Source organism: Vibrio ostreae (assembly GCF_019226825.1).
Taxonomy (GTDB): Bacteria; Pseudomonadota; Gammaproteobacteria; order Enterobacterales; family Vibrionaceae; genus Vibrio; species Vibrio ostreae.
In genome coordinates this window covers 571,110-592,236 of the sequence record NZ_CP076643.1, presented here as the reverse complement: position 1 = coordinate 592,236, position 21,127 = coordinate 571,110, and the positions used below count along the sequence as shown (strand labels likewise).

Below are 21,127 nucleotides of genomic sequence, written 5' to 3'. Positions count from 1 at the left end.
CATCAACAAGGTCTGTTAGCCAACAAGACTTTCGGCTGATGCTAAGTTAGAAAAAAATCACTGGGGATATCACTATGCAAGCACTGGTTAATTGGCTGGATTCACTGTTAGACAAAGACGACCTCGGCAAACTCATTCTTCGTGTCAGCTTTGGATTTATGTTTTTACTGCACGGTATCCACAAAATCTATGGCGGTACCGAATTTATTCAGGGGTTATTTGTGCAACATGGCCTGCCGGCGTTCTTCGCCTACGGGGTTTACCTCGGAGAAGTGATTGTACCGATCCTAATTATCATCGGATTGTTTACCCGCTTGTCTGCCATCATCTGGGTAGGCACCAGCCTGATGGTCATCTGGTTGATGCATGCAGACAACCTGTTTACCGTCAATAAAGTCGGCGCCTGGGCAGCGGAAGGCATCGGGGTTTATTTGTTCGCGGCACTGGCGATTATGCTGATTGGTCCGGGCAAATATGCACTGGAATCTCGCCGCCAGACGGCCTGAGTATCTCTGAGCCGGTTGCGGTTTGCTTGCCCGCAACATGCAACTCGGCTCATCCCCACGCTTCTTACGACTTGTTCAGTCCTTCGCTCTCACTAAAAGTACCCTTCTTCTGAGCCACATCGCATTCGGTTGCATATTGATTTTCCTTGCCCGATTCTGACTTAACCCCACAGCATACGGCCTATTAAAGCATCAGGTTGTGCTATGGTCAGATTTACGTCATAAAGCCGTGCGATGACTTGCTCCCTACAGTCCTGCCATCTTTAATAGCACCAGATGGGACGAAGCAGGACATCTTATGTTTAATAAATGGTTACTAATTGGAGCGGCAGTCATGCCGTTGGGTATGGCTCATGCCGACGTCGCTGTACGCCAGAGCGGAGTCAGCGTAGAAACCGACTGTCTGAACATTAAAGTCGACGGACTGAGTATCGGTGCCGGTGATTGTCGCCCAAGACGTGTTTACCGTGAAACCGTACGCGTTTACGAAGATCACGACCATCACAGACATCCGTCTCACTGGCAGCGTAAAAATAAGTGGAAACACGATAAACACTGGAAAAATGGTCAGGGTCACTGGAAAAAACGTGAAAAAGTCATTTACCAGGAAGAGTGGCGCTACGAAGACAGAGGCGGCAGACACCACCACTAACAATCATCTTATCGGCTAGGATTCATCAAGGTCACCCAGGTGGCCTTTACTTTTTGCTCTTTATTTCTGCGGCCAGCCATTCTTTCAATCGTCCATGTTCAGCCATCGGCTGATTTATCTCGCATTCCACGCCTGCAGCCACAATTTTTAGCCTGCCGAAAAATAAATAAGCTAACTCGCTGATTTATTGAATCTCTGATTCACTCAATTTTACCGCGTTGGACCAATGACCATCATATCGGCTCAGAATGCTTGATTTCATTGCGTTGCGCGCTAAATCGGTTGAAAATTTGGTTCGAAATTAGAGCTGTTTTATGTTCAAATAGTGGCCTTCGCGTGATCTACTCGACTTATTAAACACAAAACTATTAACGATAGACCAGCGCCCCTTGCTTTAAGGGATAAAAAGCCCAATAAATGGGGAATGAGGCAGAAACGTGCTTTTAATGAATTCTTGATTCACCGCAATACACCTTATTCCCTGCCAGATTAGTTTTAGCTTTATTAACAAAGCACCATTCAAAGGATCCATAATTATGTCTGACCTAACGACGAGCATTGACTCTATCCAACCTGTTGCCGAAGCGACTGGCTCCTCTATCTGGGGTTATGTCATCGGCGGTATCGTCCTGGTCCTAGCCGCGGGCTACTTCGGTTACAAAAAAATCAACCAACCTGCTTTTGTTGTCAAACAACTGCGCAAACGCAACCGTAAAGAAATGCAAAAGCAAGGCGTAGAGAGCGCAGAATCCATGGCTGATCTGGATCTGCTGCTGGACTCAGTGCAAAACTACGCGATTGAGAACAAAATGACCGGCACTAAGATGGTTCAGTTGCTGGCGCCGATGAACGATAAATCAAAAGTAAAATCGGGCACTGACTTCTATCACGCCATGGCTTACATCGCGAAAAACATCAATGACACTCAACTGGCTCGTAACTTCCAGAATAAATCGAAACAAGTGAAATCCAGCTCACCTCTGATGGCAGGTCTGCTAAAACGCGCCGGCGTTTAATTTCTCCTGACGGATTCCCGTTTTAATAGCCCGCATTCGCGGGCTATGTTTTTATTTCAGCACGACAAGCCCTTGTGCTCCAGACAACCTCTCATTTTGACCTCTGCATCCAATAAACAGTGGCATTTCCGCCTGGCAAGCCTTACTTTCAATCCTATAATCGCCGCGCTGGGTCTATCATCGCTCTGCGCGCCTCATCCACATCTTCGTTTTCGAAACACAGTCATTCATAATGTCAGCGAAAGAATACGTATGACCAGCCTTGTGCAACGCCTCAAAAGCCCCTCAGGAAACTTCTGGGCCACTCTCTGCCTATTGGCACTGCCGCCACTATTCTGGGCCGGTAATTTTATTGTCGGACGCTCTGTGCGTGGTGATATTCCGCCTTTAACGCTTTCCTTTGATCGCTGGGTGATTGCCAGCCTGGTGCTGCTGCCATTTACTTACGCTATATTACGTCGCGAGTGTCGTCTGTACTGGCAATATCGCTACCGTATCCTGATCGCTTCGATCACTGGCGTGGCGGCATTTAACTCACTGATCTATGTGGGCTTGCAAACGACAACCGCCAGCAACGCCCTGATCCTAAACTCCTTCATTCCATTACTCATCAGCCTGTTCGGTTCACTGTTTTTCAAACTGCACCTCAAGCGCTCACAATGGCTGGGCATGGCAGTGTCGTTTAGCGGAGTGCTGCTGATTCTCACCCGTGGCGACTGGCAGATCCTCCGCTCACTGAGCTTTAATCATGGTGATCTGGTGGTCTTCCTGGCGATGGTCAGCTGGGCTGTATATACCCTGGTGATCCAGAGAATGCCAAAAGAAATGAACCGGTTAGGGCTGATGTCAGTACAGATGTTTGTCGGACTGCTGGTGGTTATGCCATTTTACGCTGCCGAAGTGTATTCAGGTGCAAGCCCGATCTGGAACAGTCACACTCTGCTGGCTCTGGCCTATGTAGGCATCGTGCCCTCTGTGCTGGCTTACCTGCTTTATACCGCCAGCGTCGAGCGTTTAGGACCGGCCAAGGCTGGTTTGTCGATTCATCTCATCCCGGCGTTTGGTGTTCTGCTCTCAATTGGCCTGTTGGGTGAGAGTTTGCATTGGTATCAGTTGACCGGAGTGGCACTGATATTCATCGGAATTCTGCGAAGCTAATCCGACCTTGAACTTGTTCCGCGCTCAGGAAGCCGTGCTGGCAACCACCAGGCGGTTTTTCCCCTGATATTCACTCCGTCTTTATTTAAAAATAGAGTGTTTTTGAGACACAAAAAATCAAACCAGGTCGCACGCTAATAAAGCCGCACCATTAATCCTCTGTTTTTACAAAATAAAAAGGCCACCAATTAATGGGTGGCCAGTGAAAAATCGGGAATCTGCTAAATGAATTAATTGATGCGTACAATTCTCGTATCAACGACAGAGCTGTCTTCAACCGCATCCACGCTGGTGTATGGGGTCGCGCTGTCTGGATAATGAGTGAGTAAATATTCAGCCAATGCATCCTGCTCAGTACCGGTAGTGGCAAAGTCAGCCAAACCAGTATCAGCACTCATGTTATCTTGCAAATAGTCCATGTTCTGACAATAGCTGTTGCCCTGCCCGTCAACAGCTTGCGTACAAGGGAATGGATAGCCATCGCCCCCCTCACCAAGATAGCTTAAGGTTACTACGCTAAATGAGCGGCTGCTGTCCCCCTGCATCACACCAGCAGACACCACTACATCATCGTACACACCATCGCCAGTAGTATCGACCGCCAGTTCGGTAATGCGCTGGCCTGACTCCCCGGCCCCCGTATCCAAAGCTGGCTGGGTCGGATCAAAACTAAAACGCATCCCAGCAATCTGCGGGAAACGGCCACCCGCGTTGCCGGTCGGATCATCCGGATCAATATCAGCCACCGTATGCTCGAGGATCTGCTTTAGCTCAGCCGCCGACACATCGAGAATACCCAAGGCGTTATTGAAGGCCAACGTAGTCTGCAGATCATACTGCGAAATATCGCCCTCTGCTTTACCGGCCGCCGGATAAGCAGCAGGTGGATAATACTGCAGGTCATCGGCATTGGTCGAACCTGCCGGATAAGCCGAGTAACCGATTGGTGCGCGGATCCCGCCGCCATTTTTGATAGAAATCTGTACGCCGGCATCTTCTAACTTGGCATACCACAAGTTCGCATCGGCAGTCAGATCGCCCAGGTTAGTTTCATTGGAGCGTACATCGGCACGCCGGCCATTCAGATACACAGTCGTATGGCCGAGAATGTTACTTTCATCTGCAACAATCACATTGTTGACCGCCGTGACGATCGCATCAACCTCTGCATTATTACTGCCGCCCAGCTCACTCACCATAGCATCATCACTGATATAGGCACCGCTTTCCTCGGCGTTGATAGTCCCGGTCAGTAAATCACCGTTTTCATCAAAACCAACCACCAAACGCCCCAGATACTTGTAGTCACCATCGACGTTCACTACAGCAACATCTTTGCCGTCGGCATCTTTGTAAAGCAATGGATAGGTACCAATCGCACTGTCACCGGCCCAGAGACGGTCGTTGCTGTCAGCCAGTAAGGTATTGGAGCCACCGGCGACGATAATATCGACATCCTTCAGTAGTGTTGCCAACTGTTGCTCCAGCGTCATTGTCTGCATGTGAGCCAGTACGATGACTTTGTTTATCCCGCTGGCGGTCAGGGCATCGACTTTTTCCTGAGTTAACGCCGCCAGCTCCGTTGTGGAATCATTCGCGGGTAATACCGTGATATCACCGGTACTGGTAATCACCTCATTGGTTGGCGTGGTTGCGCCCACGATAGCAATCCGTTCACCATTCACAGTGATCACCGTGCTTGACGTCAGACTATTGGGAACATCATCTGCGACTTGCCCGTCAGCAACCACCAGCGGCGCGGTATTCGCGTCATCAGCAAAGATCATGTTACTGCTCAGATAAGGGAAGCGGGCTCCCGGGTAATCCATACTGTAAGAGCCGGTGGCCGTCTCGGCAGAAATAATAGCAGCGAACTCAGCGGTACCGCCATCCAGATCATGGTTTCCGACCGCGGAAGCCTGCAGACCCATGGCATTGAGCATGGCAATATCCGCGCGTCCGACACCAGGAACCCCGATCCCATTCACCGCCGCCATCGTCTCATTGTCACCGGCCTGATAGCGTGAACCGGGAATATAGTTATCACCCGAGCTGAGGAACAAAGTGTTGTGCGGATAGAGCGCGGTCAGTGAACTGACGTTGCTGGCAAAATTACCGGCATTCGCCAGGGCCAATGCATTCGAGCCGTCCATATCTGACACATGCAGCAGCTGCAGGGTAAACGCGGCTTGTGAATCATTGCTGTCATTGTCATTACAGCCCACCAGTGCCAGCGCTATTGCACTTGCCACAAGAGAGTGCGACCAAAAGCGTTTGTTAAGCTTAGCGGTTTTCATTTATGTCTCCGAGACCTGTCTAACGTTGATATTGAGTGTCCATACGCGAAAAACCGACGATGAAACAAGTCACAAGACTGGCAACGAATCATGAACGTGATATGAAATTGCAGTAATATTTGGAAGAAAGATCCTATTCATTCATCAATTCCATGCATGCAATCGCATACATCGTTGGTAGCAACCCAAGCTATTGATAAATAAAATAATAAAATCACATCAATTAGCAGAAATGGTTTGAATTCAACCGTTGCAACCGTGGCCAGTACGTCAATGTTTACGAATTTCTCTAGCCCCAATATTTCTTAACAACTCTTAAGCAACTCTTAAGTTTTGCTGCGCATCATAACCACACTGTCCGATAACTGTGATTGACTGTGATGACAAATACGCGCCGTTTTAGCTGGCCCCGAATCCCGATGACCATGAGCACACTGATTGTTTTGTGCGCGGTCTATTTTGGCACCGTGATGAACTATCCGGTCCTGTCTGCTATTTTCAACCTGAGCAGCAATGTCTCTAATCCGCTGTTTGCTGCCAGTGCACCTCTGCTGCTGACCTGCGCCTTCATCATTATTTTTTCTCTCGTCGCCTGGCCCTATATTTTTAAGCCGTTTATGGCGTTTGTGCTGCTGACTTCAGCAGCCGCTTTATATGCCGAAGTTAACTTCCACACGCTGTTTGATTCCACCATGATGGAAAGTGTGTTTGAGACTAACAGCTCAGAAATATCCTTCTACATGAATGGAGCCACACTGGCTTATCTGGCCGGTTTTGGTCTGCTGCCAACCCTGTTGCTGTTCATGGTCCGTATTGTACCGCAGCGCACCTTACTGAGAGCAACGCTGTCCCGGGTCGGCATTATTGTCATTGCTCTGGCTGGAATTGGGCTGACTGCCGCAACCAGTTACAAAGATTACGCCTCAGTCGGACGCAACAACCACTACCTTAACAAGATGATCATCCCGGCGCATATTTACAACGGGGTCAAATATCTGGAAAAAACCTATTTTACCCAGACTCTGGTTTATAAAACCCAAGGCGAAGATGCCAAGGTAGTGGCCAATCCTAACGGCAAACCTACGTTAATGGTCGTGGTGCTGGGTGAAACCGCCCGCGCGCAAAACTTTGCCTATAACGGCTATGCACGCGATACCAACCCTTACACCAAAGACATGGGTCTGATTGCCTTTCAGGATGTCTCATCCTGCGGCACCTACACCGCGCTCTCAGTGCCTTGTATGTTCTCGAATATGACCCGTGAGACTTATAACAAACCACGTGCTCTGGCTCAGGATAATGCCCTGAATGTCATTCAGCATGCAGGGGTGGACGTACTTTGGATTGACAATGACGGCGGCGACAAAGGCGTGGCAGATAATCTCCCGTACCGCACCATTAATTCTTCATTGAAAAATCAAGACTGCAACGGTACCACCTGCTTTGACGTGGCAATGATGAAAGATGCCAAACAATTTATTGATGATGGCCAACACGACAAGCTGCTGGTGCTGCATACCATCGGCAGCCATGGCCCGACCTATTGGCAGCGCTATCCGGACGCACAGGCACCGTTCCAGCCTGCTTGTGATCGCAGCGATATCGAAAACTGCAGCGACCAGCAAATCGTCAATGTATACGACAATACCCTGGTCTATACCGACTATGTTCTGGCCCAGGTCATTGATGAGCTAAAAAGTGTCTCTAACGATTACAACGTAATGATGACCTACATCTCCGATCACGGCGAATCATTGGGTGAAAGCGGCCTCTATCTGCATGGCACGCCTTACTCAATTGCCCCTAAAGAGCAGACCCATGTGCCTTGGCTCATGTGGATTCCGCATCAGTACGCTCAGCAAAAAGGGCTGAATACCCAATGCCTTGAACAGGAAGCGCAGACCCGTTCGCTCTCACATGACAACCTTTTTCACAGTTTGCTGGGGTTGTACGGCGTGACATCACAAGCCCACAACCCAGAGCTGGATATTACCCAGAACTGCCAACTAAATTCATGACCCATAACTATAGAGCACCGTTAACATGCAACAGGAAGTTATCATTAAACGCACCGGTATGAGCAGAGTTGCTCATACTTTCATACACAGCTTTAACGGTTTTAAGTGGTTGTGCAAAAACGAAGCAGCTTTCCAGCAAGAGCTTATGTTATTCGCGCCACTCACCTATTTTGCGTTTTGGTTGGATTTGCCGGCCATGCATACCCTGCTGGTGATGCTCAGCATGGTGTTTGTTCTGTTTGCAGAGATGGTTAATACCGCCATTGAAGCAGTGGTCGACCGGGTGGGCCTTGAATACCACACCCTGTCTGGTGTCGCCAAAAACATCGGCTCGGCGATTGTATTGCTCAGTATGGTGTGCTCTTTAGCCGTGTGGGGAACCGTGTTATGGCTACGTTGATTTCCGTTCTTTCAGGCGAACGTGCAAGATTTAAAGCGGGGGCTTTACTACCTTTGCTGAGCTTCTTTATGATTGATTTGGCTCTGCTTAGCCTGTCACGTTTAATGTTGTCGATCTGGCAAAGTGAGCGAGTATTTGCTGCCGGTGACTATGGCCAGATTTTCCTGGGTGGCCTGCGCATTGACCTCTCAACATTGGGCTATCTGCTCGCGCCGGCTCTGCTTGTGATGCTGCTGGCAGCGGCTTTGCGTGCAACACGCTTTATCCGTCTGCCACTCAAAGTCTACCTGGTGGGTAGCACCTTATTACTGTTGTTCTTTGAACTCATTACCCCGACCTTCATTCTTGAATATGATCTGCGCCCGAACCGCTTATTCATTGACTACCTGATCTATCCCAAAGAAGTATTTTCTATGCTCGCCTCCGGCTACAAGACCGAAATTGCAGTGACCTTGCTGGTCCTGTTTTTGCTCGGTAGCGGGCTGAGTAAGGTATTTAACCGGATCTGGAATCCTGATATAACAGGGGCGATGCTCCCCCAGCTTGCGCTGCAACTGGTTTTGGTTTGCCTGTTTGTTTTAGCAGGCCGCGGTACGCTGGATCACCGTCCGATTAACCCGGCATTGGTAGCATTCTCAACCGATCACCTGCTCAATGATCTGAGTCTCAACTCGGCCTACTCCGTTGCTTTTGCCTGGAAACAGGCGCAAAAGGAGATGTCGAGCGCCGACTTCTACGGCCCCATGAACCAACAGACTCTGCTTAGTGAGATTCGTTCCAGTCAGCAGAATCCGGATGCACACTATCTGGACACGACCGCGCCGACCAAAACCCTGCATATCAGCAGCTTCCCAGAACGTAAAAAGAATCTGGTGATTCTGCTACAGGAGAGCTTAGGTGCGCGCTATGTCGGCAAACTGGGCGGACTACCGCTGACCCCGAACCTGGACAAGCTGATGGATGAAGGCTGGAACTTCACCCGTCTATACGCAACCGGAACCCGTTCAGTGCGTGGTATCGAAGCTGTGGTCACTGGTTTTACGCCGACTCCGGCACGCGCGGTCGTCAAACTCGGCAAATCGCAACAAAACTTTTTCACTTTGGCAGATTTCTTAGGCAGACAGGGTTACCACACCCAGTTTATCTATGGTGGCGAAGCACACTTCGACAATATGAAGACGTTTTTCCTTGGAAATGGTTTTCAGGACATCGTCCAGGGCAGTGACTTCGACAAGGTAAACTTCACCGGCTCCTGGGGCGCTTCTGACGAAGATCTCTACGACCAGGCTGATCGCGAATTCAGCCAGTTATACAAAGAAAATAAGCCGTTCTTCAGTCTGGTGTTTACTTCATCGAATCATTCTCCCTATGATTATCCGGACGGTAAAATCACCCCTTACGATACCGAGAAACAAACGCGCAATAACGCTGCGAAATATTCCGATTTCGCCCTAGGGGAATTTGTCAAAAAAGCCAAGAATTCCAACTATTGGAAAGACACTATTTTTGTCGTCGTCGCTGATCACGATTCACGGGTGTATGGTGCCAGCCTGGTGCCTGTGCGTCATTTCCATATCCCGGCAGTGATATTCGGTAACGATGTCCCACCTAAGCAGGATGACCGCCTGGCAAGCCAAATTGATCTGGGGCCGACCTTGCTGTCACTGATTGGCGCATCCGGCGAACATCCAATGCTGGGTAATGACTTCACCAAACCCGTTGCGGCTGATCAGAGACGTGCCTTACTGCAATACGATAAAAACTTTGCTTATCTGAAACAGGATAAGGCGGTTATTTTCCAACCAGACAAAGCACCTCAGACATTTTTGCTACAAGGGGAAAACCTGACTCCGACCGAGACAGATACCGCCCTGACTAAAGAAGCACATGCCTACGCCAACTTTGGCAGCGTTGCATATCAGAAAGGCTGGTATAAACCCTGACCGCTTATGCAGGCCGCGACTGGCCGCCGTTTAGCGGTAAAAAAACGCCAGAGTTCACTCTGGCGTTTTTACTTAGGTTAACCTTGCAGCGTTGAATCCTGACGCGGCCTGGCGCGACGGCGATTCGGTTTGGCAGCCTGGCCTGAATTGGCTTGACCAGCCCCATTACGTGGTTTATTGCCTGGCTTCGCACCAGTCGCCTGACCACCCAGCTTCGAATTGGACTGAGACGACGGTTTGTTACCCGCGCCATGACTGCCCGAGCTAGTGTTAGCCGATCTATTGTTGTTTGCGCCACGGTTACTGTTACCCGTCCCTTTATTAGCGGAGGCATTGGCTGGCTTACGACGCTGACGCTGTGCACCTGATTTCGCTTCACCCTGCCCAGACTGAGCCTGACTAACCTTTGGTTTTTTCGGCTTCTTAGCTTTGATCGGGCGAGTATCGAGTTTTGACTCCGGCACGGTATTACTTGGCTTAAATCCATCCAGTTCAAGACGAGGCAGAACTTGCTGAATCAAACGCTCAATCCCAAACAGGTCCGGCGCTTCAACCGCACACACCAGAGAAATCGCTTTACCCGCCTCACCAGCGCGACCAGTACGACCGATACGGTGCACGTAATCTTCCGCCACATTCGGCAGCTCAAAGTTCACCACCTGAGGTAGCTGAGGAATATCAATACCGCGTGCCGCGATATCAGTCGCCACTAACACGCGCAGATCATTCGATTTAAACTCAGCCAGAGCAGTCGTACGCGCGCCCTGACTTTTATTACCATGAATCGCTGCGGCCTTGATGCCCTCTTCATTTAAGAATGCGGCCAGGCGATTGGCACCACGTTTAGTACGGGTAAACACCAGCACCTGATGCCAGTCACCTTCTTTAATCAGTTTGACCAACATCGGCGCTTTCTTTTTCACGTCTGCCGGATAAACAAACTGCTCAACCGTTTTTGCCGTTGAGTTCGCCGGGCTGACCGAAATTTCGACCGGTTGATTCACCAGTTCTTTAGCCAGCTGACGAATGTCATCCGAGAAAGTGGCTGAAAACAGCAGGTTTTGCCGTTTTTCCGGCAGCAAATCGATGATTTTACGAATATCACGAATAAAGCCCATATCCAGCATACGGTCAGCTTCATCCAACACCAGAATTTCAAGCTGATCAAATTTGACCGCATTCTGGTTATACAAGTCCATCAGACGTCCCGGCGTCGCCACCAGCACATCGACCCCTTTACGCAAGCGCAGCATTTGCGGGTTAATCTTAACGCCGCCAAACACACAAGCGCTGCTCAAAGGCAGATGACGGCTATAAGTAAACACGCTTTCCTGTACCTGAGCGGCCAGTTCACGGGTTGGGGTCAGAATCAACGCTCGCACTTGGTTACCACGCACACGCGGCCCCTGTGACAAACGTTGCAGAATAGGCAGAGTAAAGCCTGCTGTTTTACCTGTACCGGTTTGCGCTGCTGCCATCACATCTTGGCCGGTTAACACGGCAGGAATCGCCTGCTCCTGGATCGGAGAAGGTGTCGTGTAGCCTTTTTCTTGAATGGCTTGCAGAATTGGCGCAGATAAACCTAACGAGGTAAAACCCATAGTCGATACTCAATAGTTAAAATAAAAAAACAGGCGTTGTGCAGATCACAACAAAAGGTGCGGCATTCTGAATCTTTTATGCCCGGCTCGCAACAACTAATCACGACCGGAACAACCGTGCCCCTCACTGGCTGAGGAACCAAGCTGTAAGAACCAACGAGCCGAATACACGTTATACCCACAGCTCAACGACATAGCACGGTCAAAGCGGTCTTGTTATTGATAAAGAGAGTGGTCATATCCGCATGCTGCTAATAATTACCTTAAGAAGAGAAAAATAATGCTGGTTATTCCTCTCACTCTATGTATAATGCTGACAGCTCTCACCGAAGAGCTATTAATGAAACATCAAGTACAAGTTTTTTCTCAGACACCTTTCGATACCCTTCGTATAAGCACCTGCGACAACTTTTCTTCATACGCCATCAATAGCTTTCGTAGTCAGCGTCAACTATCTATTGTAAAAATTTAAAATACCGAGGTATCTATGTCTGGTAAAATCACTGGTTCAGTAAAATGGTTCAACGAAACTAAAGGTTTCGGCTTTATTTCTCAAGACAACGGCGGCAGTGACGTATTCGTTCACTTCAACTCAATTGTTGCTGACGGCTTTAAAACTCTGACTGAAGGTCAGAAAGTAAGCTTCAACGTTGAAGACGGCAAAAAAGGCCCTCAAGCAACTCAAGTAACTCCGCTGTAAGCATTACTTGGACGTGGCCTGACGACAGGCCGCGTCAAAATCCCCTGACTCTGTCCCGTACCGCCCTCTCTCTTATTCCACTGCATTTCACCCGATCTACGCTTATCTTAATCACAGGAAATCAATGTCCAGAAGAACTTCCAGGCAACGCCACTGGTATCAGTTGTTGCGCCAGCAAAAAGCAATACTAAACCGACCTCTCATCAAGCTCACTAATTTCTACTCTACCAATCTCTTCTAATTTATTACTCACTTAACCAGCCCCGTACGCTGCACTTTGCTACTCAGACGCTCTATTCTGACTAACAGACGCACTGTTGAAATTGAGAACGCAGTTCACAAACGAGTAAAAGTGAAACTCATTTCTCCAATGCTTGTCAAAGTGTTGATAAATTTTCAAAGTTTCAGTCCAATTTTCAGCTAACATCACATTATCGTAACCAAAAGGATATTGGTATGGCCCGACCATCAAAGAAAACCGCACCAAGTAAACATGACAGCAGCGAAACCGAAGAAACGCCGAAAAAGTTAAGTGAGCATCAAACCCGCCGTCGCATCGAGGATATCCTCGAACAACGCGAGTTTGACAAGCAATTCGAGATATAAACCCACCCGCCATTGTGGGAAAATCGTTGCTCTGCTTTTCTGCCCGTCTTACACTGCGGCCCATTAACGCCTACTGCGTAACGGCTTGATATACCTCAATACACTCAAAGTTCTAGAGAATAAGGTATACTAAGCGCCTGATGGAGGCATTCCATACAGGCCTATATCGCTCAAGTGATCGTTACGTCATCGTTTTGTAGCCCGGGAGTACATAATGAAGCTGCAGCAATTACGCTATATCCGCGAGATACAGCGCAATGGTTATAATATTTCTCTAACTTCAGACAAGCTGTTTACCTCGCAACCGGGAATCAGTAAACAAGTCGCTTTATTAGAAGACGAACTTGGCGTGCAAATTTTTGAGCGTCAGGGCAAACATTTATCCGGCCCGACCGAAATAGGCAAGCAGATCATTCACGAAGCCAGCCAGATGCTGGAAATCGAAGAGCGGATCAAAGCCCTTTCTGCCAGTGTCACCTCACCGGATATGGGGCGCCTTAACGTCTATACCACTAACGCGATTGCCAAATTTCTGTTGCCGCAAACCGTGCAGCATTTTATGAAGAAATACCCTAAAGTCGCGCTGCATATGGGGACTATAGAACCAGAAACTCGTGGTAATGCCTTGCCGATTGGGCCCTATGACTTTTCTATCGTTGCACAAGATATTGACGAGCAGACTGACCTGGCTATTTTACCGGCTTACAAGTGGTCTCTGGCACTGATAATTCCGTCCGATCATCCTCTTGCCAAACAGCAAAACATCACGCTGGAACAACTGGCCAACGAGAAACTGATCAGCTACGAGCTAAAATCAACCGGGCGCAGTGCTATCGACAGTGCCTTTGCTAAGGCGGGTCTGACGCCAAATTACGTGGTAACCGCCATGGATGCTGAAGTCATCAAAGAGTATGTCAGCCTTGGTGTCGGCCTGGGCATTATCGCCTCGGTAGCGACGCACCAAATCAGCGACTCGATTACAGTACGATCCCTGGAAGGCCTGATACCTGACTGTTATGCCTGGATTTGCTACAACAAAAATATCTATCTGCAGCATTACATGTACGAATTTATCGAAAAATTTGCCCCGCATCTGACCCGGACCATCATTCAGAATACCGCTCATTTATCCAAGAAGGCGATGATGCAGTATTTTGATGAACGTCAGCTGATGACTTATCAATAATCTGATTAGCGCATAACATGCAAATTTCACAGGTTATCTGTAAGCTAACACTAACCTGTGAGCCTACCCGCTTATCCGCCATATATTGTTTATTGATGTACAATTTTTCTGCCTCTTTTTATTGACCTTTCCCCTAGGGGAAGCTCTATACTGAGGTTAATATAGCTTTAATTGATGACATTATGCGGCTACCCATAACCCAGACTCTTTGGATTACATTACTGACACTGGCATTTCTGCTTGTGTCTGGTTTTGTCTCCGCGTCAGTGGGGATGGACGCATCAATGCAACACCGACCATTACAATCCTCACATGAGATGATGATCTCGTGCAGCAGTCAGACCTTAATGCCCCCTCCGGCTCATCATGCAATTGAACCAGAGATACCACAGCATCACAGCATGACCGTGTCACACATGAGCCAATCAGAACCAGATACCGTTCACTCCGCATCTTGCGACAGTGCGAACAATATCGATATGGGCCACACGTGTTGTGATACCACTTGCACCAACGTACCTGCTGTTTTATCTGGGTCCTGCACTATTTCATCTCTGTCCAGCGTGATGATGGTTGCCCCAACCACAGCGAACGGCAGCATTATTAACCGAATCCAGACCCTCTACCGGCCTCCGATAGCTTAATCCCGACTGAACCTTTTGGTCTTCGCACTGTGATGCGAAGGAAGATTCGTGCGCAATAGCTGCAGCTCCCACTTGAGCTTTAACGTCAGCGATGCGCCCAGTTGTGGATTACCCCATGAATATCAAACCATGCCTTTTAGCACTGTCCATTGGTGCCTGTGGCTGGGTGACGACGCCTGTATACGCTGCGCAGACAGCATCATCAGCCGTCACCACAGAGACAAACAATACGCTCACTCAACTGATTGAGACAGCACTGGTCAGCGATAACATTCGACGCCAGTTTTATACCGAAGCCGAGGCCATGCGCCAAACCGGCGTCGCGCACTCTACCCTGATGGATCCCAAACTCAGAGTAGGTGTCACCGGTCTACCAGTCGATAGTTTCGAGTTTGACCAAGATCCGATGACCAATATTTCACTGGGCATCATGCAACAATTCGAACGCGGAAATACGCTCGCTTTGCAGCAAACGCAAGCAAACCAGCAGGCACAAGGACTGGTGGTGCGGGTTCAGGCCCGAGAACAGGACATCATCAATAACCTGACCTCCGTCTGGCTGGAGCTGGGTTTTCAACAAACCGCCTATCACATCATGCAGCAAAACCGGTATTTACTGACCGATATGGAACGGTTTATCCAGACCAACTACGGCATCGGTAAAAGCGAAGCACAGGATCTGCTTAACGCCCAGTTACAGGTGTCACGCCTGGACGAAAAACTGCAGGCCAATCAGCAGATGCAACAAAAACTGACCGCACAGTTGTCAGAATGGTTAGGCGCAGACTGGCTCCGTTACGCTGCTCAGCTTGAGGCCAGTAACCAGCTCGACTGGTCTTATCTGGAACAATGGCTGACGACCGCTTCCACGTCACAACATTACTACGCAGAGCTCAGTCGCCACCCTAATATACGCCTGATTGATAGCGCCATTGAGGCACGCCGTACTCAGGTCGACCTGGCCCGCGAAGCGTATTCACCGCAGTTTGGGGTTGAGGTGATGTATGCGTACCGTCAGTCCAATGACATGCGAGGTGAACCCGCGTCCGATCTGATCAGCGCGTATCTGACCATGGATTTGCCGCTGTTCACCGGCAACCGACAGGACCGTAACCTGTCAGCAGCCCAGTATCAGGTTGGTGCTGCGCAATCACAAAAAGACACCCTGTTGATGCAGATGAATGCCAAAGTCAATGCGCTTCTCGTCGAGCGCGGCAATCTCACCCAACGACTACAACGTTATCAGTCGACCTTGTTACCTCAGGTAACAGCACGAGTGAAAGCGGTCGAGCGCGGCTATCAGAACAATACCGCACAGTTTAATGATGTGATTATGGCCAGCAATGATGAACTCGCCCTGCAGCTTGAATATCAGCGCCTGCTGACCGACCTGAATCAGGTTAACAACAACCTCGCGGAGCTGCTCAGTCGCTACCCGTATCACGTCACGCAGCCAGCACTGGCCGTTAATCCAGCCCAACAGCAACAAGGTAAATAACGATGAAAACAATTCAGGTAACGGCAATCGCGCTAGTCATCGGCGCCGCGTTGGGATACGGAGTCCAGTCTTGGGTGAGCCACGGCCACAACAGCTCAGGCGCACAGGCAAGCAGTGCCAGCAACCACCCTTTGTACTGGGTGGCACCGATGGATCCGAACTACAAACGGGATAAACCGGGCAAATCGCCGATGGGTATGGATTTAATCCCAGTGTATGCCGAGGATCTGACCGGTACCAAGGAAGCACCGGGTACCGTCACTATCAATCCAGCGGTTGAAAATAATCTCGGGGTTAAAAGCGCGCCAGTCGCCATGGGTCCCCTATCCCCCAGTATAGACACTGTCGGCTATATCGGATTTGATGAAAGTCGTCTGTGGCAGACCAACGTGCGGGTCGCTGGCTGGGTTGAGCAGCTGAACGTCAATGCAGTCGGCGATCAGGTCCACAAAGACGATGTATTATTCACACTTTATTCTCCTGAATTAATCAAAGCGCAGCAAGAACTGCTCAACGCTTATCGGACCGGCCGCAGTGGTTTAGTTAAAGGGGCAACCGATCGTCTCATCACCCTAGGCGTCGACCGGGCACAAATTCAAGCCATTGTCCGACGGGGAAAAGCTTCTGATTTCATTGAGGTCAAAGCCAAATCCGATGGTGTTATCGCCAGTCTCAATATTCGTCAAGGCGGCTACCTGCAACCGGCTCAGGCCGTGATCAGCGCAGGTCCGCTGAACGAGGTGTGGGTCGATGCCGAAGTATTTGAGCGCCAGTCGCATTGGGTCAAATCTGGCAGTAAAGCACTCATGACACTGGGCGCTTTACCTGGCGAGCAATGGCAGGGAGAAGTCGATTATGTCTATCCGATTCTCGACCCGCAAACCCGTACTCTGCGCCTGAGGCTCAAATTCGCCAATCCGCACGACAAACTTAAACCGAACATGTTTGCCAACATCACCCTGCAACCGATGACCGAAGAATCGGTACTGACCATACCGTCTTCAGCGGTTATCCGCTCCGGTGGCATGACCCGGGTGGTATTAGCGCTGGGAGAAGGTAAATATCGCTCGGCACGAATTGAAGCCGGGCGCGAAGCAGGCGGTCAGACCGAAGTGCTGCAAGGACTGACACAGCAAGACAGGATTGTCACCTCCGCTCACTTCCTGCTTGACTCAGAATCAAGTCAGTCGGCTGATCTGGCGCGCATCAACGGCGTGGATGATAAGACACAAAATACCGACCGGATCTGGGCCAAAGGGGAAATCAGCGATGTAATGGCCGATCACGGCATGGTCACTATCATTCACCAACCTGTACCAGAGTGGGACTGGCCGGGCATGACGATGAATTTCAATCTGGCCGCAGGCCTTGACGCATCGCGGTTGCAACCCGGCCAGGCGATTGAGTTTGAGTTACAGAAAACCGCCGATGGCGGCTATGAAATTCTCGATTACAAAGCCGATGACAGCGTATTGGCAGCAGAAGTATGGATGCGCGGCAATATCAGCATGCTGATGGCCGACTTTGGTATGGTCACTGTGAATCACGAAGCGGTGAAAGAGTGGAACTGGCAAGCCGGTGAAATGAACTTTAGCGTCGGAAACGACGTTGACCTGAGCGGTCTGGAAGAAGGCGATAGCGTTCGGTTTCTGGTCACTAAACAAGGTGCCGATTTCGCTCTGAAGACGATTGAAAAAACCGGAGGCGAGCAATGATCAATGCCATTATCCGCTGGTCACTCAACAATCGTCTGCTGGTACTGATTGCCACCATAGCTCTGATACTGGGCGGTCTGTACAGTGTCAAAAACACACCGGTTGATGCCCTGCCTGATCTGTCTGATGTGCAGGTCATCATTAAAACCAGCTATCCGGGTCAGGCGCCGCAGGTGGTGGAAGATCAGGTCACTTACCCGCTGACGACTGCCATGCTGGCGGTGCCGGGGGCGGTCACCGTGCGCGGTTATTCGTTCTTTGGCGACTCGTATGTCTACATCATTTTCAACGATCAGACCGACATGTACTGGGCGCGCTCACGCGTGCTCGAGTACCTCAGTCAGGTGGCACCGCGTCTGCCGGACAATGCTAAACCGACTCTCGGCCCGGATGCCACCGGTGTCGGATGGGTGTACAACTATGTTCTGCAGGACAAAACCGGCCAGCATGACCTGGCTCAGCTGCGTAGCCTGCAGGACTGGTTTCTGAAGTATGAACTGCAGACTGTGTCCGGAGTGTCGGAAGTAGCTACGGTCGGCGGCATGGTCAAGCAGTATCAGATTCAGATCGACCCGGCCAAGCTGCGCGCTTATAACCTGACATTGCAACAAGTCAATACGGCGATCAAAAACGGTAATCAGGAAACCGGCGCATCGGTGATTGAAGTCGCAGAAGCTGAACATATGGTGCGTACAACCGGTTATCTGTCGAGTATTGAAGATATCCAGGCCCTGCCGCTTAAAGTGACCAGTAAAGGAACCCCTTTGTTGCTTGGTGATATTGCCGATATCACCCTTGGCCCGCAAATGCGGCGTGGCATCTCGGAGCTGAACGGAGAAGGCGAAGCTGTGGGCGCGGTGATTGTCATGCGCTACGGTGAGAACGCCAGTCAGGTGATTGCCAACGTCAAACAGAAACTGGCCGAACTTCAACGTAGCCTGCCGGATGGCGTCGAAATTGTGCCGACCTATGACCGCTCTACTCTGATCAATTCCGCCGTCGAGAACCTGTGGAAGAAGCTGGCGGAAGAGTTCATCGTGGTGGCTATTGTCTGTGCCCTGTTCCTGTTCCACATCCGCTCATCCTTGGTCATTGCTATCAGTCTGCCGATAGGCATTTTGTCGGCATTCATCGTCATGCACTGGCAGGGGATCAACGCTAATATCATGTCACTCGGTGGTATTGCGATAGCGATTGGCGCCATGGTGGATGGGGCGATTGTGATGATCGAAAACGTGCACAAGCATATTGAACGTACCCCGCTTAACGATCAGAACCGCTGGCAGGTGATCGGCCAGGCAGCACAGGAAGTCGGCCCGCCACTATTTTTCTCGCTGCTGATCATTACCTTGAGCTTTGTACCGGTTTTTGCTTTAGAAGGTCAGGAAGGGAAAATGTTCTCTCCCCTCGCCTTCACAAAAACCTATGCCATGGCGGCTTCTGCTGGCCTCGCGATTACCCTGGTTCCGGTCCTGATGGGCTACTTCATTCGCGGCAAGGTATTGCCAGAACACAAAAATCCGGTCAACCGTAGTTTGGTTGGCTTATACCGACCGCTGCTTAAGCTCAGCCTGCGTTACCCGAAGACGATAATTACCTTTGCCGTGGTACTGATGCTGTCAGCCTACTATCCGGCCAGCAAACTGGGCAGTGAATTCATCCCGCCACTGGATGAAGGCGATCTGATGTATATGCCGACCACGTACCCGGGGATATCAATTGGTAAAGCACGCGAACTGCTGCAGCAAACCAACAAACTGATCAAAACCGTGCCTGAGGTCAAAACCGTGTGGGGCAAGATCGGCCGCGCCGAAACCGCGACCGACCCGGCACCGCTGACCATGCTGGAAACTGTGATTCAGCTAAAACCAAAGGCAGAGTGGCGCGAAGGTGTCACCACCGATTCATTACGCAAAGAGTTCGACAGTCTGGTGCAGTTTCCGGGCCTGACCAATGCCTGGGTAATGCCGATCAAAACCCGTATCGACATGCTGGCGACCGGAATCAAAACCCCGATTGGCATCAAAATCGTCGGTCCGGAACTGGCGACCATAGAGAAGATTGGCGCGCAGATTGAGCCAATTCTGAATCAAATCAGCGGTACCGCTTCCGTTTACGCCGAACGCGTTGCTGGTGGACGCTATGTCACGGTGGGTATCAAGCGCCGGGCTGCAGCGCGTTACGGTCTGAATATCAAAGATGTCCAGCAGGTGATTTCCACCGCAGTCGGCGGTATGAATGTTGGTGAAACAGTCGAAGGGCTGGAACGTTATCCGATTAACGTACGTTATCCGCAGGATTATCGCGACTCGGTGGTGAAATTGCAGAACCTGCCACTTGTTACGCCAAGCGGTGCACGTATTGCCCTGGCTGATGTCGCCGATATCCGCTACGAAGACGGACCGCCGATGATCAAAACCGAAAATGCACGACCGAATGGCTGGGTGTTCGTCGACATTGAAGGTCGCGATCTTGGATCTTACGTCACTGAAGCGCAGCAAATTGTCGCTCAGCAACTGACTCTGCCACCTAGCTATGCCCTGACCTGGGCAGGTCAGTATGAGTACATGCAGCGCGCTAAAGACAGGCTCAGTATCGTGGTACCGGTCACTCTGACCATCATCATGCTATTGCTCTACTTCAGCTTCCGTCGCCTTGGAGAAGTGCTCATCATCATGGCAACGCTACCGCTGGCCATGGTCGGCGGATTGTGGCTGATGCACCTGCTCGGCTACAACCTGTCGATTGCAGTCGGGGTCGGTTTCATTGCCCTAGCCGGTGTTGCGGTGGAAATCGGCGTGATCATGCTGGTCTACCTTAATCAGGCCTGGCACTACGCCAAAATCGATGCAGCGCAAAAGCAGCACATCCCAGACAGCGATGATTTGAACCGGGCGATCAGAGAAGGCGCCGGTTTACGCGTGCGCCCGGTCATGATGACCGTACTGACCGTGATCATTGGCCTGGTGCCGATTATGTACGGCCATGGTACCGGTTCTGAAGTGATGCAACGCATTGCCGCACCAATGATCGGCGGTATGGCATCAGCGCTGCTGTTAACCCTGCTGATCATCCCGGCCATTTTCCGGCTGTGGAAACAGCGTGAACTTAAACAACCTCAAACCATTCGACCTACATCAACCCCTCAGGTCGTTGTTAGCAATGACTCAAACATAAGGAAATAACA

General features: G+C 50.3%; 15 protein-coding genes. 13 read left to right on the top strand and 2 right to left on the bottom strand.

Annotation, left to right across the window (positions count from 1 at the left end; translation table 11 throughout):
* Window positions 1-74 precede the first annotated feature (74 nt).
* The 4 genes from KNV97_RS08980 to KNV97_RS08965 all read left to right on the top strand — a co-directional run bounded on the left by KNV97_RS08980 (window position 75) and on the right by KNV97_RS08965 (window position 3,332).
* Window positions 75-506, top strand: coding sequence for a DoxX family protein (locus tag KNV97_RS08980; protein WP_136483068.1), 432 nt, complete (start codon window positions 75-77; stop codon window positions 504-506).
* Window positions 507-804: 298 nt separating this feature from the next.
* The gene (locus KNV97_RS08975) at window positions 805-1,158 is read left to right on the top strand and encodes a hypothetical protein (RefSeq protein ID WP_136483066.1); all 354 of its coding nucleotides are present in this window, start codon (window positions 805-807) and stop codon (window positions 1,156-1,158) included.
* Between the two features lie 536 nt (window positions 1,159-1,694).
* Window positions 1,695-2,174 (top strand): LPXTG cell wall anchor domain-containing protein, encoded by a 480-nt coding sequence (locus KNV97_RS08970; protein WP_136483064.1) that lies wholly within the window; start codon window positions 1,695-1,697, stop codon window positions 2,172-2,174.
* 252 nt (window positions 2,175-2,426) lie between these two features.
* On the top strand, window positions 2,427-3,332 hold the full coding sequence (locus KNV97_RS08965; protein ID WP_218562921.1) for a DMT family transporter: 906 nt from the start codon (window positions 2,427-2,429) through the stop codon (window positions 3,330-3,332).
* A gap of 230 nt (window positions 3,333-3,562) precedes the next feature.
* On the opposite strand, the gene KNV97_RS08960 is transcribed toward KNV97_RS08965, so the two are convergent.
* Window positions 3,563-5,629, bottom strand: a complete 2,067-nt coding sequence (locus KNV97_RS08960; protein ID WP_218562920.1) for a bifunctional metallophosphatase/5'-nucleotidase — start codon at window positions 5,627-5,629, stop codon at window positions 3,563-3,565.
* 425 nt (window positions 5,630-6,054) lie between these two features.
* Between KNV97_RS08960 and KNV97_RS08955 the strand changes: the two genes are divergently transcribed.
* The 3 genes from KNV97_RS08955 (at window position 6,055) to KNV97_RS08945 (ending at window position 9,990) form a co-directional block, all read left to right on the top strand.
* Complete coding sequence (locus KNV97_RS08955; RefSeq protein ID WP_136483056.1) at window positions 6,055-7,647, top strand: phosphoethanolamine transferase; 1,593 nt, start codon at window positions 6,055-6,057, stop codon at window positions 7,645-7,647.
* Between the two features lie 145 nt (window positions 7,648-7,792).
* On the top strand, window positions 7,793-8,047 hold the full coding sequence (locus tag KNV97_RS08950; protein ID WP_240798114.1) for a diacylglycerol kinase: 255 nt from the start codon (window positions 7,793-7,795) through the stop codon (window positions 8,045-8,047).
* A complete protein-coding gene (locus tag KNV97_RS08945) occupies window positions 8,035-9,990 on the top strand; it encodes an LTA synthase family protein (RefSeq protein WP_218562919.1) in 1,956 nt (651 codons plus the stop codon). Before KNV97_RS08950 ends, KNV97_RS08945 begins: the two co-directional genes overlap by 13 nt.
* Window positions 9,991-10,067: 77 nt before the next feature.
* On the opposite strand, the gene KNV97_RS08940 is transcribed toward KNV97_RS08945, so the two are convergent.
* The gene (locus KNV97_RS08940) at window positions 10,068-11,591 is read right to left on the bottom strand and encodes a DEAD/DEAH box helicase (RefSeq protein ID WP_218562918.1); all 1,524 of its coding nucleotides are present in this window, start codon (window positions 11,589-11,591) and stop codon (window positions 10,068-10,070) included.
* A 487-nt stretch (window positions 11,592-12,078) separates the two neighbouring features.
* Between KNV97_RS08940 and KNV97_RS08935 the strand changes: the two genes are divergently transcribed.
* The 6 genes from KNV97_RS08935 to KNV97_RS08910 all read left to right on the top strand — a co-directional run bounded on the left by KNV97_RS08935 (window position 12,079) and on the right by KNV97_RS08910 (window position 21,125).
* Entirely contained in the window at window positions 12,079-12,291 is a 213-nt protein-coding gene (locus KNV97_RS08935) for a cold-shock protein (RefSeq protein WP_136483048.1), read from the top strand.
* Between the two features lie 456 nt (window positions 12,292-12,747).
* On the top strand, window positions 12,748-12,897 hold the full coding sequence (locus tag KNV97_RS08930) for a PA3496 family putative envelope integrity protein (RefSeq protein ID WP_168796936.1): 150 nt from the start codon (window positions 12,748-12,750) through the stop codon (window positions 12,895-12,897).
* A 214-nt stretch (window positions 12,898-13,111) separates the two neighbouring features.
* Complete coding sequence (locus KNV97_RS08925; RefSeq protein ID WP_136483046.1) at window positions 13,112-14,083, top strand: LysR substrate-binding domain-containing protein; 972 nt, start codon at window positions 13,112-13,114, stop codon at window positions 14,081-14,083.
* Between the two features lie 759 nt (window positions 14,084-14,842).
* Window positions 14,843-16,225, top strand: a complete 1,383-nt coding sequence (locus tag KNV97_RS08920) for a TolC family protein (protein WP_218562917.1) — start codon at window positions 14,843-14,845, stop codon at window positions 16,223-16,225.
* Window positions 16,226-16,227: 2 nt separating this feature from the next.
* Window positions 16,228-17,940 carry an efflux RND transporter periplasmic adaptor subunit gene (locus KNV97_RS08915; RefSeq protein WP_218562916.1) on the top strand — a complete coding sequence of 571 codons (1,713 nt, stop codon included), beginning with the start codon at window positions 16,228-16,230 and terminating at the stop codon, window positions 17,938-17,940.
* Window positions 17,937-21,125: an efflux RND transporter permease subunit gene (locus KNV97_RS08910; RefSeq protein WP_256612716.1), complete on the top strand. Its 3,189-nt coding sequence runs from the start codon at window positions 17,937-17,939 to the stop codon at window positions 21,123-21,125. Before KNV97_RS08915 ends, KNV97_RS08910 begins: the two co-directional genes overlap by 4 nt.
* The last annotated feature ends 2 nt before the right edge of the window (window positions 21,126-21,127 follow it).